Origin of the sequence: Arthrobacter sp. Soil763 (genome assembly GCF_001428365.1) — a bacterium.
In the GTDB taxonomy this organism is placed as follows: Bacteria; Actinomycetota; Actinomycetes; order Actinomycetales; family Micrococcaceae; genus Arthrobacter.
On the sequence record NZ_LMSH01000004.1, the window covers coordinates 398293 to 422842 of the forward strand.

Sequence of the window (24550 nt, forward strand, 5' to 3'; positions counted from 1 at the left end):
CCGTGGCACCTCCCGCCGGACCGGCCGCCCCGCCGGTCATTGCCGTCGTCGGGCCGACAGGCTCCGGCAAATCCGACCTCGCCGTCGCCCTTGCACTGGAGCTGGACGGCGAAGTGGTCAACGCCGACGCCATGCAGTTTTACCGCGGGATGGACATCGGCACCGCCAAAATCACCGACGCCGAGCGCCGGGGAGTGCCGCACCACCTGCTGGACATCCTCGACGTGACCGAGGAGGCCAGCGTCTCGGACTACCAGCAGCGCGCACGGGCCGCGATCGCCGACATCCATGCCCGCGGAAAACGGGCCATCCTGGCGGGCGGCTCGGGGCTGTACGTCCGCGCCGCCCTCGACGTCCTGGACTTCCCCGGCACCGACCCGTCAGTCCGCAGCCGCCTCGAGGCGGAGGAACGCACGGCGGGCCTGGCGCCGCTCCGGGCCAGGCTGGAACAGGTTGATCCGGTGTCCGCCGGGCGCCTGGGCGACGCCCGCCGGGTCATCCGCGCCCTGGAAGTCTTCGAACTGACGGGCCGGCCCTTCAGCTCCTTCATGCCCACCCGGACCTATTTCCAGCCGGCAGTGCAGATCGGCCTCGACGTGGACCGGGACGAACTGCGCGAACGGCTTGCCGCCCGCGTCCACGCCATGGTCGACCGGGGCCTGCTGGCGGAGGTGCGGCGGCTGGACGTCCGGGGGCTGCGCCGCGGCCGGACCGCCGCCCGCGCCCTGGGTTACGCCCAGTTCCTCAAAGTCATCGACGGCGAATCCGACGAACAACAGGCCGCGGAGGAAACCATCGTCGCCACCCGGCAATTCGCCCGCCGCCAGCTGACCTGGTTCCGGGCCGACCCGCGGATCCACTGGCTAGACTGGAAAGACCCGCAGCTGGCGGCCAAAGGCGCAGAACTCTGCCGGTAGCAGGAGCCGGTAGCAGGCGCTGTCAGAACGTGCCGGTAGGGGAGCCGCCGCGCCGCCCGGTAACCTAGGAGCATGGACGAATCCCTTGCCCCGGCCGTTGACCGACCCGACGCCGGCGGCACCGCCGCGCTGTCCGGCCTCAAGTTCGCCAAGGGCCACGGCACCGGCAACGACTTCGTCCTGATCGCCGACCCCAACGGCGCCCTCTCCGTCACCCCCGAACAGGTGGCCGCCCTGTGCGACCGGCACCGCGGCATCGGCGGCGACGGGCTGATCCGCGCCGTACCCTCGCGGATGCTCCCCGAAGGCCGGGACCTGCTCGCGCAGCACCCCGACGCCGAGTGGTTCATGGACTACCGCAACGGCGACGGGTCCCTCTCGGAAATGTGCGGCAACGGAGTCCGGGTCTTCGTGCACTTCCTCGTCAGCGAGGGCCTCGCGGACCTGCCGGCCGGCGAATCGCTGACCATCGGCACCCGCGCGGGAGTGAAGACCGTGGTCCGCACCGCTGCAGGCTACGCCGTCGACATGGGCCCGTGGGAATTCATCTTCCCCGGCGAAGCGACCGCCCGGGCCATGGACTCCCTGGTCAGCGCCGACGGCCTGGAGGTGGCCCGCCCCGCCCTGTCGGTGAGCATGGGCAACCCGCACACCGTCGTGGCGCTGGCCGAACAGGCGGAACTGGAAGCCACCGAGCTGCACCGGGCGCCGCGCGTCGACCCGCTGCCCCCGCACGGGACCAACGTCGAATTCGTCGTCCCTGCCGAACCGCTCGTCCACGACGGCGTCGGCGCCATCACCATGCGCGTGCACGAACGCGGCGTGGGGGAGACCCAGTCCTGCGGCACCGGTGCCTGCGCAGCCGCCGTCGCCATCCGGCACTGGGCCGGCCAAGGCTCCCCCGACAGCTGGAACGTCACGGTGCCCGGCGGCGTCGTCGGCGTGAAATTCTTTGTGGCTGCGGACGGCCACGAACACGTCGAGCTCAGCGGCCCCGCCGTCATCGTCGCTAGCGGGACGCTTTCCTGACCCGCAGAATCCGGAAGGACTTCGAGGTGCTCTCGCGGGTCACGGTGAAGCTGCCGTCCAGCTCGGCCGCCAGCCAGCGCTGAAGCGAGTCCGAGCCGAGATTCTTCTGCACGACGAGCCAGGCCGACCCGCCCGGCGACAGCCGCGGCAGCCAGTGCAGCAGCAGGGCATGGAGCTCATCCTTGCCGATTCGAATCGGCGGATTGGACCAGATCGTGTCAAAGCGCAGCTCCGGGTCAACCTCCCCCGGAGTGCTGGCCGTGACGTTCTCCAGCCCCAGCAGCGCCGCGTTCTCATTGGTCAGGGTCACGCAGCGCTCGTTGACGTCGACGGCGTACACCCGCGCGTGCGGTGCCTTCAGGGCCATGGTCAGGGCGATCGGTCCCCACCCGCAGCCGATATCCAGCAGGTTCCCCCGCGGCGCGGGGGACGGGACGTCGGCAAGCAGGACGGCGGTGCCCTTATCGATGCCCTCCGGGCTGAAGATCCCCGAGGAGGTCTGCAACTGCCGCTGGGCGCCGACCAGCTCCACGGTCAGGGGCTTGCGGGTGAACGGCCCGGCGGGCTGGGCGCTGAAATAATGTGCAGACTCCATAACTGGCCAGATTAGTTCGACGTCGGCGGCTAAGGGAAACCGGCCAGGACACGGGCCCGGCGCAGGGCCGCGGCGCCGGGCACGGGCCGCCCTCTGCTACGCTTAAAGGCATGATCTTGAACTTCAAGTAGCCGGCACGGGCCCCCCTCTATCAGGCCCGTCCCCGCAGCGACGCAGGTACCTACCTTCCGCTCAGTGCGCCCCCAACCGTGAACCGGACCGATGTGTCCGGACGTGAAGCGGCGCCCGATCCACTTGGAGACCATCCTTTGGAGCCCCGCCTCTTCGAATCCCGCCATGCCGGCTCCCTCCGGCCGGCCGGACCCGCGGCGGCATGGCCGGCACAGGCTGAACGGAACCACTTCTCCCGCCCCGGCGCACCCGACGCCGCCGGCGGACCCATTCACCGCTCCGCCACGGAGCGCCCGCCCTGCCCGCGGACACAACACCGCAGGCACGCCAGGAGGCACGGATGACCCCAAACCGTCAGCCCAGCGCGAATACCGCGCCACAGAACACCGAACAGCACTATCCTGAAAATGCCAACCCTTCAAAGGAGAACATGACCAGCCAGCCCAACACCGGATCCGACTCAGCCGCCCAGGACATGAGCCCTGCGGAAATCCAGGCAGTGATCGACCGGATCCTCTCCAAGGACGCCCCCGCCGCGCAGCCGGGGCCCCGTGACGGTGCCGGGGCCGCCGGCGAATCCAAGGCCGTGCTCGGCCGGGCCCAGGCCATTTCCCGGCTGGACGAGGAACACGGCAGCTACGACGGCGACCAGCAGGACCTCGCCGAACGCCACGCACTGCGGCGCACCGCGGGCTTGTCCACCGAACTCGAAGACGTCACCGAGGTCGAATACCGGCAGTTGCGGCTTGAACGGGTCGTCCTCGCCGGGCTCTGGACCGAAGGCACCCTGGCCGACGCCGAGAACTCGCTCCGCGAGCTCGCCGCCCTCGCCGAGACCGCCGGTTCCGAGGTCCTGGACGGCCTCGTCCAGCGCCGCGCCAAGCCGGACCCGGGAACCTTCCTGGGCTCGGGCAAGGCCCAGGAGCTCAAGGACATCGTGATGTCCACGGGCGCGGACACCGTGGTGGTCGACGCCGAACTGGCCCCGTCCCAGCGGCGCGCCCTGGAAGACATCGTCAAGGTCAAGGTGATCGACCGGACCGCCCTGATCCTGGACATTTTCGCCCAGCACGCCAAGAGCCGCGAGGGCAAGGCCCAGGTCGAACTGGCCCAGCTCGAATACCTCCTGCCGCGCCTGCGCGGCTGGGGCGAGTCGATGTCCCGCCAGGCCGGCGGCCAGGTCGGCGGAGCCGGCGCGGGCATGGGTTCGCGCGGCCCCGGTGAGACGAAGATCGAACTGGACCGCCGCCGCATCCGCACCCGGATGGCCAAGCTGCGGCGCGAAATCGCCGCCATGAAGCCCGCCCGCGAAACGAAGCGCGCCAACCGCCGCCGCAATGCGGTGCCGTCGGTAGCCATCGCCGGTTACACCAACGCCGGCAAGTCCTCCCTGCTGAACCGCCTGACCGACGCCGGTGTGCTGGTGGAGAACGCCCTGTTCGCCACCCTGGACCCGACGGTCCGCAAGGCCGAGACGCAGGATGGGCTGGGCTACACGCTCGCCGACACGGTCGGGTTTGTACGCTCACTGCCCACCCAGCTGGTCGAAGCCTTCCGCTCCACCCTGGAGGAGGTCGCGGACGCGGACCTGATCCTGCACGTCGTCGACGTCTCCCACCCCGACCCGGAAGGCCAGATCGCGGCCGTCCGGTCGGTGTTCAGCGAGGTCGACGCCCGAAAGGTGCCGGAGATCATCGTCCTGAACAAGGCGGACGCCGCGGATCCCTACGTGGTGGAACGGCTCAAGCAACGCGAACCCCGCCACGTCGTGGTCTCGGCCCGGACCGGGGAGGGCATCCCCGAGCTCCTGAAGGCCATCAGCGAGGGCATCCCGCGGCCCAGCGTCAAGCTCGAACTGATGATCCCGTACCAGCGCGGGGACCTGCTCAGCAAGCTCCACGAGACGGATGCGGAAATCATCAGCCTCGACCACGAGGAAGGCGGCACCCGCGCCGTCGTCATGGTCCGCGAAGGGCTCGCGGCCGAACTGGATTCCTTCGTCAGCAATGACTGATCCGGCTTCAACCGACGGGGACCCGGGCGAGCCCGGCAACGCACCGTCCGGCGAGCAGTTCGTTATCGACCTGCTCGACCGGGCGGTCGCCGGCATGGGCGGGCAAAGCCGTGAAGGCCAGCATGAGATGGCCCGGCAGGTGGCGCGCGCGATCGAATCCGGCGACCACCTGCTGGTCCAGGCCGGCACCGGAACGGGCAAGTCCCTGGCCTACCTGGTGCCGCTGATTGCCCACGCGCTGGGCAGCGACAAGCCCACCCTGGTCTCGACCGCGACCCTGGCCCTGCAGACCCAGATCGTTGGCCGGGACCTGCCGCGGCTGCTCAAGACCATCACCCCCGCCCTGGACCGCCCGGTCAAGGTTGCCCTGGTCAAGGGACGGTCAAACTACGTCTGCCGGCACAAACTCGAAGGCGGGTTCCCGTCCGAGGAGCCGTCCGAAGGACAGTTGTTCTCGCTCGGCGAGGACACCTCGGTGCCGCACTTCGCCGCCGCCATGGGCGGACCCTCCTCGCAGCTGGGCAAGGAAGTGGTCCGGCTCCGCGAGTGGGCCGAGGACACCGCCACGGGGGACCGCGACGAACTCCTGCCCGGGGTGACCGACCGGGCCTGGCGCCAGGTTTCGGTGACCTCCATGGAGTGCCTCGGCGCCCAGAAGTGTCCGCTCGCCGCCGAGTGCTTCAGCGAGCTCGCCCGGCAGAACGCCGCCGACGCTGACGTGGTGGTCACCAACCACGCCATGCTGGCGGTCAGCGCGTTCGAAGGCCTGGCCGTGCTGCCCGAGTACGACGTCGTCGTCGTGGACGAGGCGCACGAACTGCAGGACCGGGTCACCGGCGCCGTCTCCGGGCAGCTCTCCGTGGCCATGGTGCACGCCGCCGCCTCCGGGGCCCGCAAACACACCGGAATCACCGTCGATGCGCTCAACACCGCCGCGGCCAACCTCGAACTGGCCATCGCCGGCGTGCCCAGCGGGCTGATGCCCAACGGGCTGAACAGCGAACAGCTTGACTGCGTGGACCAGCTCCGGGACGCCTGCCGCGCAGCGCTCTCGGACTCCAAGGGGGACAGCTCCGCCACCGCCGACGGCGGACGGCAGCTCGCGCGCTCACGCCTGATGGTGATCCTCGAACTGTGCGAGCGGCTGCTCGCCGCCAAGGAAAACCGGGAAGTCGTCTGGTTCTCCCGCGCCAGCAGCTTCGACCCGCAGCAGGGCTACTCCCAGCCGGACGACTCCGCGCCGGCGCTGATCAACATCGCCCCGCTCAGCGTGGCGGGACGGCTGCGCGAGGGGCTTTTCGCCGACCACACCGTCGTGCTGACCTCGGCGACGCTGGCCATCGGTTCGGCGTTCGAGCCGGCGGCCGGGGGACTGGGCCTGGTCGGCCCGGGCGCTCCCAGCTGGACCGGCGTCGACGTCGGTTCCCCCTTCGCCTACCCGCAGCAGGGCATCCTCTATGTGGCCGGGCACCTGCCCAAACCGGGCCGGGGCACCTCCCCGGAAGCCCTGGACGAGCTGGAAAAGCTGATCCGGGCCTCCAATGGCGGGGCGCTGTGCCTGTTCTCCTCCCGGCGGGCCGCCGAGGAGGCCGCCGACGCCATGCGTTTGCGGCTGGACCTGAGCATCCTGTGCCAGGGCGAATCGACCATGACGGCGCTGGTCAAGCAGTTCGCCGACGAACCGGATACCTGCCTCTTCGGAACCATGTCGCTCTGGCAGGGCGTGGACGTGCCCGGGAACTCCTGCCGGCTGGTGGTCATCGACCGGATCCCGTTCCCGCGGCCGGACGACCCGCTGATGACCGCCCGTTCCCGCGCCGTGGCGCAGTCCGGCGGCAACGGCTTCATGAGCGTCTCGGCCACCCACGCGGCCATCCGCCTCGCCCAGGGCGCCGGGCGGCTGATCCGCTCGACGTCGGACAAGGGCGTAGTGGCGGTGCTGGACTCACGCCTGTCCACCGAACGCTACGGCGCCTTCCTGCGCGCGGCGCTGCCGCCGTTCTGGCCCACCACGGACCCGGCAGTGGCCCGGGCGGCCCTCGAACGCCTGGCCCGCACGCCGGCCGGGCAGGCCGCCGGCTAGGCCCCAGGCATCGGGCCCGAACACAGCAGGCCCCGTCCGATTCGATCGGACGGGGCCTGCTGGCTGTCTGGGGTGGGCGGGGAGGGGCCGGGTGCGGACTACAGGGAACGCAGCACGGACACGACCTTGCCCATGATGACGGCGTGGTCGCCGAGGATCGGCTCGTACTGCGTGTTCTGCGGCAACAGCCAGGTGTGGCCGTCGCGCTGCCGGAACGTCTTCACCGTCGCCTCGTCGTCGAGCAGGGCGGCCACGATGTCGCCGTTGGCGGCGTCATTCTGGCGCCGGACCACCACCCAGTCCCCGTCGCAGATGGCGGCGTCGATCATGGAATCACCGGCCACCTTGAGCATGAACAATTCGCCATGGCCCACCAGCTGGCGCGGCAGCGGCATGACGTCCTCGACCACCTGGTCCGCAAGGATCGGACCGCCGGCGGCGATCCGACCGACGAAGGGCACCATGGCGGTATCGGTAGCGCTGGCCAGCTCAGCCACCGCGAGGCCGCCGACCGCCCGCAGACCGCTGGACTTCTCCACGCCGGAAATCCGGTTGGCGCCTTCATCCAGAGTCAGCGGCATGAGCACCTCCATGGCGCGCGGACGCTTGGGGTCCCGGCGGAGGTAGCCCAGTTTTTCCAGCTGGGAGAGCTGGTGGGTGACGCTGGAGAGGCTGGCGAGCCCCACCGTGTCACCGATCTCGCGCATGGACGGCGGGTAGCCGTTATCCGTGACGGACCGCTGGATGGTCTCCAGGATCTTCTTTTGCCGGACGGTGAGGCTCTTCGGCGCCCGGACGGTCTGCGAACCGCGCGGTGCGGCCCTCCCGCCGGCGGCTTGTGCTGCCATGTTCGCCTTGCCTTTCCGTTGCGCCCGGCGTTTCTGACCGCCCGGACCGTGAGAGCTAAAAATGTCGGACCCCGCTGATGAACTGAACGCGTTCGAAAAGCCGGTGCTCCTGTGCTTCAAAAGTAGGGCAGCCACAGGGTTTTTTCAAACATTTGTTCTAGCGAGTCTCGACAAGGTTCGTTCATAGGTGCTAAAACAGAGAAAGCGGAGTTCGAAGATGTGTTCGAATAATCGCCAAAGAGGGTGGGAAGTACCTTCGGCTTTATGTTCGAGCGGCAGCGTCGGACGGTTTGGCTGGAACAAGGGCCCGGGCGTCAGTCCCGGTCCGGAGCAGTTGGTTCCAGAGTTTTGCGTAAGTAGGTTCGGCCGGTTGGCGGCGGGTAGTGGAGTACGCCGGGCGGCACAGACAAGTCCAGGAGGGCTCAGTTCATGTCAGCAGTAAGCGTTAGTGCAGAATCGCTGGTTTCCATCACCGCCGCCGGGGCGCCGGCCGCTGCCGGGCGTCCGGCCCCGCTCCGGCTGACCCGCCGGGGTCGGTTCGTCTTCCTCGGGCTGCCGCTGATCCTGCTGGCCGCCCTGCTGATGTCACTGGCGGGCTTCCTCAACGCTCCGGCCAAGGCGGCGGACTCCGCCGCGGACATCTCCCTCACCCCGGCGGTCACCGTCACGGTCCAGCCCGGCCAGTCACTATGGGCCATTGCCGGGGCAGTAGCCCCGGAGCGCGATCCCCGCGACGTGGTCGCCGACATCGTCCAGCTCAACAACCTCGACGCCGCCCGGGTGCTCCCCGGCCAGCAGCTCTTCGTGCCAACCAAGTAGCTGCCCCGTGCCGGCCGGCCGTCCTGCCAGGGCGCGGCGGGCCCCGCCAACGGTCACAGTTTCGGGGCCGGACGGTCCCTCACTTAAACTGGAGGGGTGACTGACCAGCTAGAGCGACTCGACCGACTGCCCCTCCGAACGAACCTGCGGGGGCTGCGGCCCTACGGCGCACCGCAGCTGGACGTCCCCATCCTGCTCAATGTCAACGAAAACACCCATGGCGTTCCGGCCGATGTCCGGGCGGCCATCGCCGAGGCAGTGACGGAAGCCGCCGCCGGACTGAACCGCTACCCGGACCGCGAGTTCACCGAACTGCGGACGGCGCTGGCCGAGTACCTGGGCCACGGCCTCAGCGCGGACAACATCTGGGCGGCCAACGGCTCCAACGAGGTGTTGCAGCAGATCCTCCAAGCCTTCGGCGGCCCGGGCCGCACGGCACTCGGCTTCCCTCCCACGTACTCCATGTACCCGCTTCTCGCCGCCGGCACCGACACCGGGTACATCACCGGAGAGCGGGCCTCAGACTACGGGCTCAGCGCCGCCTCGGCCGCCCGCCAGGTCCGTGACCTCGCGCCCAACATCGTCTTCCTGTGCTCGCCGAACAACCCCACCGGAACCGGACTGGGACTGGACGTGGTGGAGGCCGTCTACGAGGCCGGCGAGGCGAGCCAGACCGTGGTGATCGTCGATGAGGCCTACCACGAGTTCGCCCACGACGGCACGCCCAGCGCACTGACCCTGCTCCCGGGGCGGGAACGGCTGATCGTGTCCCGGACCATGAGCAAGGCCTTCGCCCTGGCCGGCGCCCGGGTGGGCTACATGGCCGCGGCGCCGGAGGTCACGGACGCGCTGCGGCTGGTCCGGCTGCCGTACCACCTCTCGGCCATCACCCAGGCGACCGCGCTGGCGGCCCTGCACCACCGCGTTGCCCTGATGGCCGACGTCGAGGACATCAAACGCCAGCGGGACCGCATCGTGACGGAACTGACGAGGATGGGCCTCAAGCCCGCGGCCTCGGACTCGAACTACGTCTTCTTCGGCGGCCTCGAAAACCCCCACCAGGTGTGGCAGGGACTGCTGGACGCCGGCGTCCTCATCCGCGACGTCGGGATCCCCGGCCACCTCCGCGTGACCGCCGGCACTGAGACGGAAACCACAGCCTTCCTCGAGGCCCTGGAACGGATCCTGACCGGCCCCGGGACCGCATCCGCCTAGACTTAACCCCAGGACCCATGCGCGGCGCCCGCCAGCCGGGCGCCCGCCCCATCCAAAGGACATCCCCATGAGCAACACCGCAACAGCCGCCGCCGCGAACCGGACCGTGGCCCGGACCGCCCGCCTGGAGCGGACCACCAGCGAATCTTCCGTCCTGGTCGAGATCGACCTCGACGGCACCGGCGTCTCGGACATCAGCACCTCGGTCCCGTTCTATGACCACATGCTGACGGCCCTGAGCAAGCACTCGCTGATCGACATGACCGTCAAGGCCACCGGCGACACCCACATCGACGTGCACCACACAGTGGAGGACGTCGCCATCACTTTCGGCGAGGTCCTGCGCACGGCCCTGGGCAACAAGGCCGGCATCCGCCGCTTCGGCGAAGCAACCGTCCCGCTTGACGAAGCCCTCGCGCACGCGGTCGTCGACGTCTCCGGCCGGCCCTACCTGGTGCACGCCGGCGAACCGGCCGGCCAGGAATACCACCTGATCGGCGGCCACTTCACCGGATCGCTGACCCGGCACGTCTTCGAGGCCATTACGCTCCACGCCGGCATCTGCCTGCACATGAACGTCACCGCCGGCCGCGACCCGCACCACATCGTGGAAGCGCAGTTCAAGGCCTTCGCCCGGGCGCTTCGCGCCGCCGTCGAACCCGACCCGCGGGTCGAGGGGATCCCGTCCACCAAGGGCGCACTGTGACCGGGAAAGTGCTGCGCGACGGCGCGATCATCGACCCCGACGCGCACCGGAAACCGGCATCGCCGGAGGGCAAACCCACGGTCACGGTCCTGGACTACGGTTCCGGAAACGTCCGCTCGGCCGTCCGGGCACTTGAACGTGCCGGCGCCGAGGTGATCCTCAGCTCCAAGCCCGAGGATGTGCTCAACGCCGACGGCCTCGTCGTACCCGGGGTCGGAGCCTTCGAGACGGTCATGAACGAACTGAAAGCCGTGGACGCGGTCCGCATGATCGGACGCCGCGTCGCCGGCGGCCGTCCCGTCCTCGCCATCTGCGTCGGGCTCCAGGTCCTCTTCGAGGCCGGCGTGGAACACGGCACCGTAGCCGAAGGCATGGGGGAGTGGCCGGGCAAGGTCGAACTCCTCCCCGCCGACGTCGTCCCGCACATGGGCTGGAACACCGTCACCGTCCCGGAGGGCTCCGCGCTCTTCGCCGGGGTCGAAAACGAGCGGTTCTACTTCGTGCACTCCTACGGCGTGCAGCGTTGGGACTTCGACGTGATCCAGCCGCGCATGGCCGCCCCGCTCGTAACCTGGTCGGAGCACGGCGCCCCCTTCGTCGCCGCAGTGGAGAACGGGCCGCTGTGCGCCACCCAGTTCCACCCGGAAAAGTCCGGCGACGCCGGCGCCCGCCTGCTCCGCAACTGGGTCGACGGCCTGCGCCGGGACGCCCCGGCCGCTACCACCGGCCCGGAAACGACCGCCTAGATGTGGTCCATCGTGCTGATGGGCCTCGCCGGCCTGCTCGTCGGCGGCGCACTGTCCTTCCGGCAGCAGAAAAGCCCGCTCTGGATCCAGGTCGTCTTCTACCTCCTGGCCGCCATGGCATTGCTGGCCGCCTATCTTTTGACCCTGCCGGGCAAGTAAGCGCCTCCGCGCCCGCCCCGGTCCGTCCCAACCCGTGAGGATCCCAACGATGACCACCGAAACCCCGCTGCCGGTCCTGGAACTGCTCCCCGCCGTCGACGTCGTCAACGGCCAGGCCGTGCGCCTGGTCCAGGGCGAAGCCGGAAGCGAGACCAGCTACGGCACGCCGCTGGAAGCGGCGCTCAACTGGCAGCAGCAGGGCGCGGAATGGGTCCACCTCGTGGACCTCGACGCCGCCTTCGGCCGGGGCTCCAACGCCGAACTGCTCCGCGAGGTCGTCGGCCGGCTGGACATCAAGGTCGAGCTCTCCGGCGGGCTGCGCGATGACGAGTCCCTGGAGCAGGCACTGGACCTCGGCGTCGCCCGCGTGAACCTGGGCACCGCCGCGCTGGAAAACCCCGAGTGGACGCAGCGGGTCATCGAGCGCTTCGGCGACAAGATCGCCGTCGGCCTCGACGTCCGCGGCACCACCCTCGCCGGCCGCGGCTGGACCAAGGAAGGCGGCGACCTCTGGGAGGTCCTCGGCCGCCTTGAGGAAGCCGGCTGCGCCCGCTACGTCGTTACCGACGTGACCAAGGACGGCACCCTGCAGGGACCGAACGTGGAACTGCTGCGCCAGATGGTGGAGAAGACCGGCAAGCCCGTCGTGGCCTCCGGCGGCATCTCCAGCCTCGAGGACCTCCGGGTCCTGCGCTCCCTGGTGCCGCTCGGCGTCGAGGGTGCGATCATCGGCAAGGCCCTCTACAACGGCAACTTCACGCTGCCCGAAGCCCTCGACGCCGCCGGCCGCCGCTAACCCGGCCGCGGTCATGGAGCACAGCACCCCGCCGGGCGGACGCGCGCTGCCCGGGCACATCGCCGCAGCCCTGGCCGGAGCCGGCGGGCCCGCGGACTCCGCCGGCCGGCCCTGGGCGGGACGCAGCCTGGCTGGTGACGACGCCAAGATCCACAACTTTGAGGACGACGACGGCGCCGCCGACGCCGGCTACCTCACCGCCCTGGCCCGGCTGGCCGAGGGGAGCGGGGATGAAGCCGACGTCGTCGCGGCGCTGGCCACCGCCCGGGTCTTCGTGCCGATCCTTGCCCAGCTCGCGGAGGAAGGCGAGGGCGCAGGCGGCCTGCACGCCGATAAGCAGGCCGACATGGCCCTCGTGACGCTGAAGGCGCCCGACGGCCGGACGGCCATGCCGGTGTTCACCTCGGCGGCGGCCCTGGAGGCATGGCATCCGGAGGCCCGCCCGGTGGCGGTCTACGCCGCACGGGCCGCCCTCTCCGCCGTGGCCGAAGGCGCCGAACTGCTCGTGCTCGACCCCGGCTCGGCGGCCACCTTCGTCGTGCGGCGCCCGGCCGTCTGGGCCCTGGCCCGGCAGCACGGGTGGACCCCGAGCTACCTTGACCCGGCGGTGGCCGAGGCGGTCGGCGAGGGTGCGGCCGGTGAGCCGGCGCTCCGCCGCGTCGAGGTCGGTCCCGGCGGCGGGGTCGCCTCGGCGCAGACCGACGGCGGGCAACTCCCCGGCGGGGGCGCCGGGCCGGAGCTCCGGCTGGTGCTGTACCTTGAAGACGGGCTCGACGCCGGCGCAGTGCAGGCCCTCGTGGCCCGGCTCAACAACACCTGGGCCCGGAACGAAACGTTTGCCGAACGGGTCGACTCGATCGAAATCAAGTTGCAGCGCGCAGCACCATAGCCGACGGCCGGCGCGGAGACGTCCCGGTGCTGCCAAGGCAGTACACAAAGGAATGCAGTCTCGTGAATTTTGCGCTCTACCGGGACCTGCTGGCCGTGAGGCCCATCAGGAACCTCCTGCTCGTCGGCATGGTCGCCCGCATCCCGCACTCCGCCGCCGGCGTTCTGCTGACCCTGCACATCGTGCTCACCCTGGGGCAGGGCTACGCCGCCGCCGGCGCCGCGGCCGCGGTGATGACCATCGGAATCGCCGTGGGTGCGCCCTGGCGCGGCCGCCGGGTGGACACGGTGGGCCTGCGCCGGGCGCTGATCCCGTCCGTCGTCTCCGAGACCGTCATCTGGTCGATCGTGCCGCACGCCAGCTACGAGCTGCTGCTGCCGCTGGTCTTCATCGGCGGCCTGCTGACCCTGCCGATCTTCAGCGTGGTGCGCCAGTCCCTGGGCATCCTCGCCGGCGGGGAGCAACGCAGGACCGCCTTCGCCCTGGACGCGATCAGCACCGAACTGGTCTTCATGATCGGCCCGGCCGCCGGCGCCCTTGTCGCGACGGCAGGGTATTCGGCGCTCGGCCTGACCGTCGTCGGGGTGGCAACCTCCCTGGCCGGCGCCTTCCTGATGTGGATCAACCCGCCCACCCGCAGCGCAGTGCTCGGTTCGGAGCCGGACGCAGCGTTCGACGCCGGCCAACAGGAGGGTGCCGAAGCGGCGCTCGTGGCCACGGCGCCGGCCCACGTCCAGGAGGCGGCGGCGGAGCTCGCCCCGCTGGCCGCCGCGGAACAGCGCCGGCGGGAGCGCTTCGGCCTCCGGCGCAGGGTCGTCCACAACTTCGCCTGGTTCACCGCCGCCGTCGCGGCCGTCTTTGCCGTCGCGGCGGGCGCGGGCATGGTGCTCAGCGGCACCGACGTCGGCATTGTCGCAGCCCTGGAAAGCGGCGGCCACGAGGCCGAGATCGGCATCGTTTTCCTGTTCTGGTGCGCCGCCTCGGTGCTGGGCGGGCTCGTCTACGGGGCCATGCACCGGCCCATCCCGCCGGTCGTGCTGCTGCTGGGCATGTCCGCCCTCACCCTGCCCATGGCGTTCGCCCGGGACACCTGGACACTCGCGCTGCTGTCCCTGCTGCCGGGTTTGCTCTGCGCGCCTGTGCTGTCCGCGGCCTCCGAAAAGGTCGCGGAGCTGGTCAGCGAAGACCGCCGCGGGGAGGCCATGGGCTGGTACGGCTCGGCCCTGACCGGCGGCGTGGCCCTCGGCGCCCCGCTGGCCGGCCTGTTCATCGACGGTGTCGGCGCGGGCGCGGGATTCATCTCCGTCGGCGCGGCCGGCGTGGCCCTCTGCCTGCTCGGGCTGGTGCTGCAGCACCGCCGCCGGCGGCGGTTCGCCACCGCCTGACCGGCGGCCCGTCCCGCACCCCCCGGTGGCGGCGCCCTCCGGCAGCGCCCGCAACGACGAAGGCGGCCCGGGTTGGCGGCGCCGGTTAACGACGACGGCGCGCGGACCGAGGTGGTCCGCCCGCCGTGCTGTGTGGAGTCGGCCGGGGCCTAGTTGACCGGGCCGGTGTACTTCTCGCCCGGACCCTTGCCCGGCGCGTCCTGGATGGTGGATTCCTCACGGAAGGCCAGCTGCAGGGAGCGCAGGCCGTCGCGCAACGGACCGGCGTGCTGGGAGCCGATTTCCGGGGCGGCAGCGGTCACCAGGCCGGCGAGGGCGGTGATCAGCTTACGGGCCTCGTCGAGGTCCTTGAGTTCCTCGGCGTTCTCCTCCGCCGCCAGGCCGAGCTTTACGGCCGCGGCGCTCATGAGGTGCACGGCGGCGGTAGTGATGACTTCGATCGCCGGGACCTCGGAGATGTCGCGGATCTGCTGGGAAACATCCTCGGCGGCGCCGGCCGGCTGGTAAACGTGGGAATTACTGTCTGCAGTGCTCATGCTGGTAAGCTTGTCACAGACCGACTGAATCCCGTTATTTTGCCGGCCAACGAAACCCAATGCTTGACGTTGCATGGACATGTGCGTAAGCGGGGGATCGTTCGGTAGAATCGGTTTTCAGTTTGCAAGCGGAGATCTCTCCCACCCGCGTCAGCCGCGAGAATTCCTTTTGGAATCAAGGTTGCCGGGTACCTGGTCGGGCATTCTCCCCGGGCTCCACGCCTGGCGGGAACGCATGCCGCCTCTCCGGAGGCCGGCAGTTCCGATCTTCGAGGCCTTCGATTGCTCCCGGCAATTGGAGGCCTTCTTCATTTGCCGGCGGAGTACCCCCACGAACACAGGAGCTTTAACATTAGCGAGCCAAGAATCAATGAGCGTATCCGCGTCCCCGAGGTGCGGCTGGTCGGCCCTGCAGGCGAACAGGTAGGAATTGTCCGTATTGAGGATGCCCTGCGTTTGGCTGCCGAGTCCGACCTTGATCTCGTTGAAGTTGCACCGCAGGCCAAGCCTCCGGTGTGCAAGCTGATGGACTTCGGCAAGTACAAGTACGAAGCCGCGGTCAAGGCACGCGAGGCCCGGAAGAACCAGACCAACACGGTCCTGAAGGAAATCCGCTTCCGGCTCAAGATCGACACCCACGACTACGAGACCAAGCGCGGCCACGCCCTGCGCTTCCTCGGCGCCGGGGACAAGGTCAAGGCCATGATCCAGTTCCGCGGCCGCGAGCAGCAGCGCCCCGAGATGGGTATCCGCCTGCTCCAGCGGTTCGCCGACGACGTCGCCGAAGTTGGTGTGGTGGAGTCCAGCCCGCGCATCGACGGCCGCAACATGGTCATGGTCGTGGGTCCGCTGAAGAACAAGGCAGAGGCCAAGGCTGAAGCCCGGCGGGCGACGCAGCGCGCCGAGGCCAAGGCGGAGAACGAAGCTAAGGCCGCGGGCCGCGTCGATACCTCCGGTGGCAACGCCCCGCTGACGCAGTCGCTCGCAGGCCTCCTGCCCGAGGGCTTCGGCACTCAGGCAGAGGCTCCGGCAACGGAAGCACCTGCTGCGGCGGAAGCCCCGGCAACCGAGGCGCCTGCCGCCGAAGCGCAGCCGAAGGAAGCCGCCAAGGCGCCCGAGGCCGAAGCTCCCAAGGCAGAGGCCCCGAAGACCGAAGCCCCCAAGGCAGAGGCTCCCAAGGCTGCGGCTCCGAAGGCAGAGGCTCCCAAAGCCGAAGCCCCCAAGGCAGAGGCTCCCAAGGCTCCGGCTGCGAAGGCAGCGGCGCCCAAGGCGGCTCCGAAGGCTGCGGCTCCGAAGGCCCCTGCTGCTCCGGCTGCCCCGGCGGCCGACAAGCCTGCACCGAAGCCGGCGGCGGCACCGAAGCCGGTAGCCCGGCCCGCGGCGCCGAAGCCTGCGGCACGGCCGGCGGCCCCCAAGGCCGCTCCGAAGCCTGGCAGCAAGAAGACCAACTAGTTCACGGCTGCGGGACAGCAATGTCCGGCAGCATGCAACCAGCACGCCGCCCGCAGGGGCGGCTGCACGAAAGACTGCAGACCCGTCTGCGGATACGTTAGGAGATCGGTTCCCATGCCGAAGATGAAGACCCACAGCGGTGCTAAGAAGCGCTTCAAGCTGACCGGCAGCGGCAAGCTGCGCCGCCAGCAGGCCAACCGCCGCCACTACCTCGAGCACAAGTCGAGCCGCCTGACCCGCCGCCTCGCCGGCGACAAGATCGTCTTCAAGGGCGACGCCAAGGTCATCCGGAAGATGCTCGGCATCTAAGTTCCAAGTTTCCGGACCGAACGCCGCCTGGTGTCGGTCCACTACCACAAAGGCTTCTCAGGCCAGCCGGACCTTCCGGCAGTAGATGCTTGGGATCAGATTTTCGAAGGAGTACGCACGTGGCACGTGTGAAGAGGGCGGTCAACGCCCACAAGAAGCGCCGGGTTGTTCTTGAACGCGCAAAGGGTTACCGGGGACAGCGTTCGCGCCTGTACCGCAAGGCCAAGGAACAGCTGCTGCACTCGTTTGTGTACAGCTACGGCGACCGCAAGAAGAAGAAGGGCGACTTCCGCCGCCTGTGGATCCAGCGCATCAACGCTGCATCCCGCGCCAACGGCCTGACCTACAACCGCCTGATCCAGGGCCTGAAGGCCGCTGAGGTCGAGGTTGACCGCCGCATGCTCGCCGAGCTGGCCGTTTCCGACGCCAACGCCTTCGCCGCGCTGGTCAAGGTCGCCAAGGACTCGCTGCCCGCCGACACGTCCGCTCCGGCCGTCCAGGCTGAGGCTGCCGCCGCCCCCAAGGCTGCGAAGAAGCCTGCTGCCAAGAAGCCGGCCGCCGAGGCTGCTGCCGAGTAACAGCGCACCAGCTGCTTCGTTCCGGAACCGCTCACCAGAGCAACTAAGGTTCTTATATGAACGAAACCGGGCGCCCGCAAGACTTTCCACTCTCCAACCCCCGAGCCGATCGGGTGAGGGAAGTGGCAAGGCTTGCCGGGCGCCCGGCGCGTTTAAAGCGCCGGCAGTTCCTGGCCGAGGGGCCGCAGGCGGTGCGAGAAGCACTGGCGCTGCACCAGCGCCGGCTGGCAGCGGGGGAGCCCGGCGTCGTGGACGAGGTGTACGCCAGCGAAGAGTGCCTGGACCGCTACCCGGAGTTCGAGGAGCTCGCCGAGGGAACCAGCGCGCGGCTGGCCAGTGACGAAGTCCTCGCCGCGATGGCGGACACGGTGAACCCCCAGGGCATCATCGCCGTCTGCCGCTTCCTCGATATCAGCCTCGACCAGGTCCTCGCCGCCGGTCCCCGGCTGGTCGCTGTCCTGTGCCAGGTCCGGGACCCCGGCAACGCCGGCACGGTGCTGCGGGCCGCGGACGCTGCCGGCGCCGATGCCGTCGTGCTCACCGCCTCCAGTGTCGACATCTACAACCCCAAGGCGGTCCGGTCCACCGCCGGTTCGCTGTTCCACCTGCCGGTCGTCCTGGGCGCCGACGCCGCAGAGTTCGCCGCCCGCTGCCGGGACCAGGGCATCGGTGTCCTGGCCGCCGACGGCTATGGCCAGCTGAACCTGGACCGGCTGCAGGACGAGAACGCCGCCCGACGCCTCGGCGCTTCCGCCGCGCCTTCCGCCTACCCGCTGGAGCAGCCGACGGCCTGGCTGTTCGGGAACGAAGCCCAGGGACTCTCCGCCGAGGAGCTGGCCCTGGCCGACCACCGGGTCGCGGTTCCGGTCTACGGCGCCGCCGAAAGCCTCAACCTCGGCACCGCGGCGACCGTCTGCCTGTACGCCAGCGCCCGCTCGCAGCAGCCTGCAAGCTGACCCGGACGCGGCCCGGACGTACGTCCTGCACAAACATTCAAACTTCAGCACAAACGACGGCGGGGGCCCACCGGTGTGGTGGGCCCCCGCCGTCGTTCTTCCACCGCGGCCGTGTGACGGGCGGTGGCCTGGAGAATTATGTGGTCCGGTTGCGTCCGGTGATGGCGCCGTAAATGCCGGCAACTACCAGGCCGCCGACGATGGCCAGGATCCAGGAGCCGAGGTTCCAGAATTCCATTTTGCCGCCGCCGAAGAGCAGGTCACCGATCCAGCCGCCGACGATGGCCCCCACCACGCCGAGCACGAGGCTGGTGACCCAGCCGCCGCCCACCCGGCCGGGCATGATGGCCTTAACGATGGCACCTACAATGAGTCCGAGAATGATCCAGCCTAGAAAGCCCATGTCTCCTCCTACATTTCGTCGGTGTTCGCCTTAGGAACGCCGATTATGGCTTCAAGCTAACACACGGCTAAACCCATGTCAGCAACATCACCCCCAATCGTTACCTGCCCTGCGGAGGGCCCTGCGCGGTGCGGCGGCGGGCGGTGAACGGGTACGGTGTTCCTTGCGGGCGCGGGCCCTGGCCCGGCGTCCGCCATTGCCCCGACCACCTTCCGAAGGAGACGCCCTCGTGGCTGCAAACGGCGGTACCAAGGCGATCATCGCGGCGCTGGCCGCCAACCTGACGATCGCCGTCCTGAAGTTCGTAGCGTTCCTCCTGACGTCGTCCTCGTCGATGCTCGCCGAAGCCATCCACTCGGTTGCGGACTCCGGGAACCAGCTGCTCCTGCTCATCGGCGGAAAGCGCGCCAAGAAGGCCGCCAGCCCCGAGCACCCCTTCGGCTACGGCCGGGAACGCTACATCTATGCGTTCATCGTCTCGATCGTGCTCTTCTCCCTTGGCGGGCTGTTTGCCCTCTACGAGGCGTGGGGGAAGCTGCAGGACCCGCACGGCATCGAGGGCGGCTACTGGTGGGTCCCGCTGTCGGTGCTGGTCGGCGCGATCATGGCCGAGTCGTACTCCTTCCGGACCGCCATCCGGGAATCCAACCAGCTGCGCGGCCAGCAGAGCTGGCCGCGCTTCATCCGCAACGCGAAGCAGCCCGAGCTGCCCGTCATCCTGCTGGAGGACTTCGGCGCCCTGCTGGGCCTGGTCTTCGCGCTTTTCGGCGTCGGCCTGACCCTGATTACCGGCAACGGCGTCTGGGACGCCCTCGGCACGGCCATGATCGGCCTGCTGCTGGTGGCCATTGCGGCGGTTCTTGCGGTGGAGACGAAATCCCTGCTGCTGGGCGAGTCCGCCACCAAAGCCGACGCCGCCAAGATCCGCGGCGCCATCGAGTCCGACGGCACCACCATCATCCACATCAAGACCATGCACCTCGGTCCGGAGGAACTGCTGGTCGCGGCGAAGATCAGCATCGGCGCGGCAGACACCGGCCGGGACATCGCGGATGCCATCGACGCCGCCGAGGCCAGGATCCGCGAGGCCGTGCCCACGGCCCGGGTCATCTATCTGGAACCGGACGTGCAGCGCGCCACCGCGGGCTAGCCCACGTGTTCCACCCGGGGCCGCCGGTCCGGTGCCGCACCATGCGGCTACCGGACCAGCGGCCTCCGGCGTTCCACAGCGCCGCTGAGGGCGGCGACTCCAAGACCCAGGATGGCCAGCAGCGCCCCGACCAGAGCCGGGGCCACATAGCCCCAGCCCCAGGCGATGACCAGCCCGCCGAGGAACGCGCCGAGGGCGTTCGCGACATTGAGGGCCGCATGGTTCAGCGAGGACGCCAGCGACGGCGCGTCGGGGGAGGCGTCGAGGAGCCGGGTCTGCAGGGCCGGGACGAGCATCGACCCGGCTCCGCCCACCACGAAGACCATCACGAAGGCGGACCAGGGCCAGTGCACCGCCACCGCATAGACGACCAGGGCGACGGCGACGCCGGGAAGCACCCAGTAAATCGTCCCCATCACCGACTTGTCCGCGATGCGGCCGCCGACGATGTTGCCGGCCACCATCCCCACGCCGTACAGCGCAACCACCAGCGGCAGCCACTCCGCGGCAATCCCGGCGACCGACGTCATGGTGTGCGCAATGTAGGTGTACGTGGCGAAGAACCCGCCAAAGCCGACGACGCCGATCAGCACGGCCAGCCAGACCTGCAGGCGCTTAAGCGCCGCGAGTTCGCGCCGGATGCTGGCGTCCGCGTGCGGCTTCTGGAACGGCACGAACCGGTAGATCATGACCATGGTGGCGAGGCCGATCAGGCCGACCAGCAGGAACAGCAGGCGCCAGCCGAAGGACTGGCCCAGCCAGGTCCCGAAGGGAACTCCGATCACATTGGCCACCGTGAGGCCGGCCATCACCATGGAGATGGCCCAGCCGCGGCGGGTCGGCGCCACCAGGGACGAGGCGATGACCGCGGCGACGCCGAAGAAAGCGCCGTGGGGGAGACCCGCGGCGAAACGGGAGACGAGCATGGTGCCGTAATCCGGGGCGATGAAGGAGCTGAGGTTCGCCAGGCTGAAGAACAGCATCAGCCCGAGGGCCAGGTGCTTGCGCGGCAGCTTGGCGCCGACGGCGGCCAGCACCGGGGCGCCCACCACGACGCCGAGGGCATAGGCGGAGATCAGGTGGCCCGCCTCCGGGGTGCCGATGCCGAGTCCGTGCTCGACCTCCTTGAGCAGGCCCATCATGGTGAACTCGGTGGTGCCGATGCCGAAGCCGCCCATCGCGAGGGCGAGGATGGCGAGGGCAAGGTGGCGGGTGCCGGTTTTCGGCGTGGCGGGGGCGTCTTTAGTGGTGGTCATCCGTCTGTTTCTCGGGAACGATGCCGGCCGGGGCCGGGAAGATGCGGCATGCTGGGGCCGCCTGGAATGCTGTTCAGGGAACGCCGGGCGCGCCCTGCGGTATTCCGGCGCCGGACGCCGGCCCCTCACCATTGTGCCCCGCCGGCGCGGGCCAGGCCGCCCCTAGACTGGTGGACGTGACTGAACTCATCAACGTCGTCGGCGGCGCCGTCGTCGATAACCTGACCAACCCGCGGACCCTGCTGGTGGCACGGCGGACTGCCCCGCCCCGGTACGCCGGCATGTGGGAGTTCCCCGGCGGCAAGGTCGACCCCGGCGAAGCGCCCGAGGCCGCCCTGCACCGCGAGCTGCGCGAGGAGCTGGGAGTGGAGATCCGGCTGGGGCCGGAACTGCCGGCAGCGGAACCGGCCGGCTGGCCGCTGAACGAGCGCGCCGTGATGCGGGTCTGGTTCGCGGAGCTGGCCGCCGGGACGCCGCGGCCGCTCGAGGACCACGACGAGCTGCGCTGGGTCGCACTGGACACCCCGGAGGAAGTCCTGGGCCTGCCCTGGATCCCGGCCGACCTGCCGATCGTCGAGGCGCTGCTCGGAGTTGTCGCCGCAGAACCCTCGCCAAAATAAGGGCGCTGTGGCTACGCTGGGGCGAACCGGGAGGAGCTGGGCGTGCAGGTCGGGGTCAGGCGGGAACAGCGTGCGGGGGAGCGCCGGGTCGCGGCCACCCCCGAGACAGTGCGGCAACTGACGGGCCTTGGCCTGTCCCTGGTGGTGGAGAGCGGCGCCGGCGACGCCGCCGGCTTCCCTGACAGCGAATACCGGGCGGCCGGCGCGGAGCTCGCCGCCGAACTGCCGCTGGCTTCCGTTGACGTCCTGCTGCATGTGCGCCCGCTGCCACCGGATACCGCGGCGGCGCTCCGGCCCGGCACCGTCACCATCGGCTTCGCTTCCCCGGCCTCGGAACTGCCGACCGTCGCCGCCCTGGCCGCCGGCGGGGTGACAGCCTTCGCGCTCGAACTCGTGCCCCGGATCTCCCGCGCCCAGTCCATGGACGCGTTGAGCTCGCAGTCCCTGGTCGCCGGCTACCGCGCCGTCCTTGAAGCGGCCCTGCGCTACCCCAGGTTCTTTCCCCTCTACATGACGGCGGCCGGCACCATCCCGCCGGCCCGGGTGCTGGTGCTGGGCGCCGGCGTCGCAGGGCTGCAGGCGATCGGAACGGCCAAGCGGCTCGGCGCCCGGGTGTCGGCGAACGACATCCGCGCCGCGTCCGCCGACGAGGTCGCGTCCATGGGCGGCACCTTTATCAACCTGGCGCTCGACGGGCCCGCCGAGGGCGCCGGCGGCTACGCCCGGGAGCTCGGCGAGGACCGCGCTGCCCGGCAGCGGGCCCTGCTGGCGCCGCACGTCGCCGCCGCGGACATCCTGATTACGACCGCGTCCATCCCCGGCCGGACGGCGCCGCTGCTGGTGACCGCCGACATGGTGGCCGGCATGCGGGCCGGCTCCGTCGTCGTCGACCTCGCCGCCGAGTCCGGCGGCAATGTCGAGGGCGTCGTCGCGGGCTGCGACGTCCCCGTCCCGGTCCCGGGCGGCACCGTGACCCTGGTGGGGCTGCAGGACGCCGCCTCCGCGGCGGCCTCCGACGCCTCCCGCCTGTACGCCAAGAACGTCGCCAACCTGCTGGCGTTGATGACCGTCGACGGCAAGGTGGTGCCGGACTTCGACGACGAGGTTGTCGCCGGCGCCTGCCTGACCCACGACGGCGCCGTCCGGCATCCGGGCACGGCCGCAACCATGGAGGCACGCAACTGATGGATACCGTCACCCTGCTAACGGTCGTGGTGCTCGCCGTCTTCGTCGGCTTCGAGGTCGTCTCGAAGGTCACCAGCAAACTGCACACCCCGTTGATGTCCGGTGCCAACGCGATCCACGGCATCATCCTGGTGGGTGCGGTCATCGTGGCGGGCCAGGCCGACGGGCCCTGGCTGCTGGCCGTGGCGCTGCTCGCGGTGGTGCTGGCGACGGCGAACCTGGTCGGCGGCTTCGTCGTCACCGACCGGATGCTGGAGATGTTCGGCCCCCGGCGGCCCGGCCCCAAGGACGCCGGACCGCCGGCCGCCGCTCCCGGCCCGGACAGCGCACCCGGCACTGAGACCGGCACCGCACCGGCGGGGGAGGTGCGCCCGTGAGCATCCTGGACCCGGTCTGGACGGCGCTGCTGTACCTGGTGGCGGCGGTCTGCTTCATCCTGGCGCTGAAGGGCCTCAGCTCGCCCAGGACCGCCCGGCGCGGCAACGCCATCGGGGCGGCCGGTGCCCTGGTGGCCGTGGTGACAGTGTTCCTGTCGGCGCGGCTGGAGAACATGGCCCTGATCCTGGCCGCGATCGCCGTCGGCGCCGCCCTGGCCGTCCCGGTGGCCCGGCGGGTCCAGATGACCCAGATGCCGCAGCTGGTCGCACTGTTCAACGGCGTCGGCGGCGGTGCGGCCGCCCTGGTCGCCGTCCTGGAACTGGGCCACAACGCAGACGCGTGGGTGCGCCTGGCCGTGGTGTTCACGATGCTGGTCGGCGCCGTGTCCTTCGCCGGCTCCGCCGTGACCGTGGCCAAGCTGCAGGAACTGATCAGCACCCGCCCGCTGCTCTTCCCCGGCATGCCCCTGGTGATGGTGGTAGCCCTGGCCGGCGCGCTCGGCGCCGGCGCCCTGGTCGTGGTCGACGGCAGCGCCGGCTGGGCCGCGGCGCTGCTGCTCCTGGGACTGGCCGCCGGCCTGCTGCTGGTGCTTCCGGTCGGGGGAGCGGACGTGCCGATCGTGATCTCGCTCCTGAACGCCTTCACCGGCCTGGCCGTCGCGGCGTCCGGGATCGTGCTGGGAAACGTCCTGCTGCTCGTCGCCGGAACGCTCGTGGGCGCCAGCGGCACCATCCTGACCAAGGTGATGGCCTCGGCGATGGGCCGCGGGGTGGCCGGCATCATGTTCGGGGCATTCAAGGGCGGCTCCACCGCCGGGTCGACGACGGCCAGCGACCGGCCCGTGCGCTCCTCCTCGGCGGAGGATGTCGCCGTCGAACTTGGCTACGCCCAACGGGTGGTGATCGTGCCCGGCTACGGCCTCGCCGTCGCCCAGGGCCAGCACACGGTGGCCGAGCTCGCCACCGTCCTCATCGCCCGGGGCGTCGAGGTGTCCTTCGCGATCCACCCCGTGGCCGGGCGGATGCCGGGGCACATGAACGTCCTGCTCGCCGAGGCCAACGTGCCCTATGACGCGCTGCGCGAACTCGAGGAAGTCAACCCCGAGTTCGCCACCACCGACGTCGCCCTCGTGGTGGGGGCCAACGACGTCGTGAACCCCGCCGCGAAATCCTCGCCGGGATCGCCGATCTACGGCATGCCGATCCTGGAAGTGATCCAGGCACGCCAAGTGGTGTTCCTCAAGCGGTCGATGCGGCCCGGGTTCGCCGGCATCGAAAACGAGCTCCTGCACGATCCCAAAACCACGCTGCTCTTCGGCGATGCCAAGGACTCGTTGTCCCGGGTCCTCGGCGCGGTCAAGACCCTGTAGGCCTCCTCCCGGACCTCACCGGAGG

26 protein-coding genes are annotated in these 24550 nt (G+C 70.1%); 21 read left to right on the forward strand and 5 right to left on the reverse strand.

Going from position 1 to position 24550, the window contains the following annotated elements:
* Nucleotides 1-2 precede the first annotated feature (2 nt).
* Together miaA and dapF are read left to right on the forward strand one after the other, a co-directional pair.
* Nucleotides 3-917 (forward strand): tRNA (adenosine(37)-N6)-dimethylallyltransferase MiaA, encoded by a 915-nt coding sequence (miaA, locus tag ASG71_RS14865; protein ID WP_056740642.1) that lies wholly within the window; start codon nt 3-5, stop codon nt 915-917.
* Nucleotides 918-989: 72 nt separating this feature from the next.
* A complete protein-coding gene (gene dapF / locus ASG71_RS14870; protein WP_056740644.1) occupies nt 990-1946 on the forward strand; it encodes a diaminopimelate epimerase in 957 nt (318 codons plus the stop codon).
* On the opposite strand, the gene ASG71_RS14875 is transcribed toward dapF, so the two are convergent.
* Entirely contained in the window at nt 1927-2541 is a 615-nt protein-coding gene (locus ASG71_RS14875) for a class I SAM-dependent methyltransferase (protein WP_056740646.1), read from the reverse strand. The genes dapF and ASG71_RS14875 overlap by 20 nt on opposite strands.
* Before the next feature lie 562 nt (nt 2542-3103).
* Between ASG71_RS14875 and hflX the strand changes: the two genes are divergently transcribed.
* Both hflX and ASG71_RS14885 read left to right on the forward strand, forming a co-directional pair.
* Nucleotides 3104-4687 carry a GTPase HflX gene (gene hflX / locus ASG71_RS14880; RefSeq protein WP_056740648.1) on the forward strand — a complete coding sequence of 528 codons (1584 nt, stop codon included), beginning with the start codon at nt 3104-3106 and terminating at the stop codon, nt 4685-4687.
* Nucleotides 4680-6770, forward strand: coding sequence for an ATP-dependent DNA helicase (locus tag ASG71_RS14885; RefSeq protein WP_056740649.1), 2091 nt, complete (start codon nt 4680-4682; stop codon nt 6768-6770). The genes hflX and ASG71_RS14885 overlap by 8 nt, the downstream gene beginning before the upstream one ends.
* Before the next feature lie 98 nt (nt 6771-6868).
* On the opposite strand, the gene lexA is transcribed toward ASG71_RS14885, so the two are convergent.
* Nucleotides 6869-7618 carry a transcriptional repressor LexA gene (lexA, locus tag ASG71_RS14890; protein ID WP_056740650.1) on the reverse strand — a complete coding sequence of 250 codons (750 nt, stop codon included), beginning with the start codon at nt 7616-7618 and terminating at the stop codon, nt 6869-6871.
* A 429-nt stretch (nt 7619-8047) separates the two neighbouring features.
* Here lexA and ASG71_RS14895 point away from each other — a divergent pair, with 429 nt between their 5' ends.
* From ASG71_RS14895 to ASG71_RS14925, 8 genes are all read left to right on the forward strand, one after another.
* Nucleotides 8048-8437: a LysM peptidoglycan-binding domain-containing protein gene (locus ASG71_RS14895; protein ID WP_082575226.1), complete on the forward strand. Its 390-nt coding sequence runs from the start codon at nt 8048-8050 to the stop codon at nt 8435-8437.
* A 96-nt stretch (nt 8438-8533) separates the two neighbouring features.
* On the forward strand, nt 8534-9652 hold the full coding sequence (locus ASG71_RS14900) for a histidinol-phosphate transaminase (protein ID WP_056740651.1): 1119 nt from the start codon (nt 8534-8536) through the stop codon (nt 9650-9652).
* Nucleotides 9653-9719: 67 nt separating this feature from the next.
* Entirely contained in the window at nt 9720-10358 is a 639-nt protein-coding gene (gene hisB / locus ASG71_RS14905) for an imidazoleglycerol-phosphate dehydratase HisB (protein WP_056740652.1), read from the forward strand.
* Entirely contained in the window at nt 10355-11104 is a 750-nt protein-coding gene (hisH, locus tag ASG71_RS14910; RefSeq protein WP_056740654.1) for an imidazole glycerol phosphate synthase subunit HisH, read from the forward strand. Before hisB ends, hisH begins: the two co-directional genes overlap by 4 nt.
* Nucleotides 11105-11263: a hypothetical protein gene (locus tag ASG71_RS16845; protein WP_200948008.1), complete on the forward strand. Its 159-nt coding sequence runs from the start codon at nt 11105-11107 to the stop codon at nt 11261-11263.
* Nucleotides 11264-11312: 49 nt separating this feature from the next.
* Entirely contained in the window at nt 11313-12059 is a 747-nt protein-coding gene (gene priA / locus ASG71_RS14915; protein ID WP_056740656.1) for a bifunctional 1-(5-phosphoribosyl)-5-((5-phosphoribosylamino)methylideneamino)imidazole-4-carboxamide isomerase/phosphoribosylanthranilate isomerase PriA, read from the forward strand.
* Between the two features lie 13 nt (nt 12060-12072).
* Entirely contained in the window at nt 12073-12948 is an 876-nt protein-coding gene (locus ASG71_RS14920; RefSeq protein ID WP_056740658.1) for an SseB family protein, read from the forward strand.
* Between the two features lie 62 nt (nt 12949-13010).
* A complete protein-coding gene (locus tag ASG71_RS14925; RefSeq protein ID WP_056740660.1) occupies nt 13011-14333 on the forward strand; it encodes an MFS transporter in 1323 nt (440 codons plus the stop codon).
* 149 nt (nt 14334-14482) lie between these two features.
* Here ASG71_RS14925 and ASG71_RS14930 read toward each other — a convergent pair whose 3' ends face one another.
* The gene (locus tag ASG71_RS14930; protein ID WP_056740663.1) at nt 14483-14869 is read right to left on the reverse strand and encodes a DUF1844 domain-containing protein; all 387 of its coding nucleotides are present in this window, start codon (nt 14867-14869) and stop codon (nt 14483-14485) included.
* A gap of 393 nt (nt 14870-15262) precedes the next feature.
* Between ASG71_RS14930 and infC the strand changes: the two genes are divergently transcribed.
* The 4 genes from infC (at nt 15263) to ASG71_RS14950 (ending at nt 18164) form a co-directional block, all read left to right on the forward strand.
* Nucleotides 15263-16321 carry a translation initiation factor IF-3 gene (gene infC / locus ASG71_RS14935; protein WP_056740665.1) on the forward strand — a complete coding sequence of 353 codons (1059 nt, stop codon included), beginning with the start codon at nt 15263-15265 and terminating at the stop codon, nt 16319-16321.
* A gap of 114 nt (nt 16322-16435) precedes the next feature.
* Nucleotides 16436-16630, forward strand: coding sequence for a 50S ribosomal protein L35 (gene rpmI, locus ASG71_RS14940; RefSeq protein WP_009358635.1), 195 nt, complete (start codon nt 16436-16438; stop codon nt 16628-16630).
* A 119-nt stretch (nt 16631-16749) separates the two neighbouring features.
* Nucleotides 16750-17208: a 50S ribosomal protein L20 gene (gene rplT / locus ASG71_RS14945; protein ID WP_056740667.1), complete on the forward strand. Its 459-nt coding sequence runs from the start codon at nt 16750-16752 to the stop codon at nt 17206-17208.
* Between the two features lie 56 nt (nt 17209-17264).
* Nucleotides 17265-18164: a TrmH family RNA methyltransferase gene (locus tag ASG71_RS14950; RefSeq protein ID WP_056740669.1), complete on the forward strand. Its 900-nt coding sequence runs from the start codon at nt 17265-17267 to the stop codon at nt 18162-18164.
* 136 nt (nt 18165-18300) lie between these two features.
* Here the strand turns inward: ASG71_RS14950 and ASG71_RS14955 are convergent, their stop codons facing one another.
* The gene (locus ASG71_RS14955; protein WP_056740672.1) at nt 18301-18567 is read right to left on the reverse strand and encodes a GlsB/YeaQ/YmgE family stress response membrane protein; all 267 of its coding nucleotides are present in this window, start codon (nt 18565-18567) and stop codon (nt 18301-18303) included.
* 229 nt (nt 18568-18796) lie between these two features.
* Between ASG71_RS14955 and ASG71_RS14960 the strand changes: the two genes are divergently transcribed.
* On the forward strand, nt 18797-19717 hold the full coding sequence (locus ASG71_RS14960; protein ID WP_056740674.1) for a cation diffusion facilitator family transporter: 921 nt from the start codon (nt 18797-18799) through the stop codon (nt 19715-19717).
* A 47-nt stretch (nt 19718-19764) separates the two neighbouring features.
* Here ASG71_RS14960 and ASG71_RS14965 read toward each other — a convergent pair whose 3' ends face one another.
* Complete coding sequence (locus tag ASG71_RS14965) at nt 19765-20973, reverse strand: MFS transporter (RefSeq protein WP_056740676.1); 1209 nt, start codon at nt 20971-20973, stop codon at nt 19765-19767.
* A 176-nt stretch (nt 20974-21149) separates the two neighbouring features.
* Here ASG71_RS14965 and ASG71_RS14970 point away from each other — a divergent pair, with 176 nt between their 5' ends.
* From ASG71_RS14970 to ASG71_RS14985, 4 genes are read left to right on the forward strand one after another with little or no spacing between them, the layout of a single operon-like run.
* Nucleotides 21150-21593 carry a (deoxy)nucleoside triphosphate pyrophosphohydrolase gene (locus ASG71_RS14970; RefSeq protein ID WP_056740817.1) on the forward strand — a complete coding sequence of 148 codons (444 nt, stop codon included), beginning with the start codon at nt 21150-21152 and terminating at the stop codon, nt 21591-21593.
* 42 nt (nt 21594-21635) lie between these two features.
* Complete coding sequence (locus ASG71_RS14975; protein ID WP_056740678.1) at nt 21636-22778, forward strand: Re/Si-specific NAD(P)(+) transhydrogenase subunit alpha; 1143 nt, start codon at nt 21636-21638, stop codon at nt 22776-22778.
* The gene (locus ASG71_RS14980; RefSeq protein WP_056740680.1) at nt 22778-23155 is read left to right on the forward strand and encodes an NAD(P) transhydrogenase subunit alpha; all 378 of its coding nucleotides are present in this window, start codon (nt 22778-22780) and stop codon (nt 23153-23155) included. The genes ASG71_RS14975 and ASG71_RS14980 overlap by 1 nt, the downstream gene beginning before the upstream one ends.
* The gene (locus tag ASG71_RS14985; protein WP_056740682.1) at nt 23152-24525 is read left to right on the forward strand and encodes an NAD(P)(+) transhydrogenase (Re/Si-specific) subunit beta; all 1374 of its coding nucleotides are present in this window, start codon (nt 23152-23154) and stop codon (nt 24523-24525) included. The genes ASG71_RS14980 and ASG71_RS14985 overlap by 4 nt, the downstream gene beginning before the upstream one ends.
* Nucleotides 24526-24550: the final 25 nt, after the last annotated feature.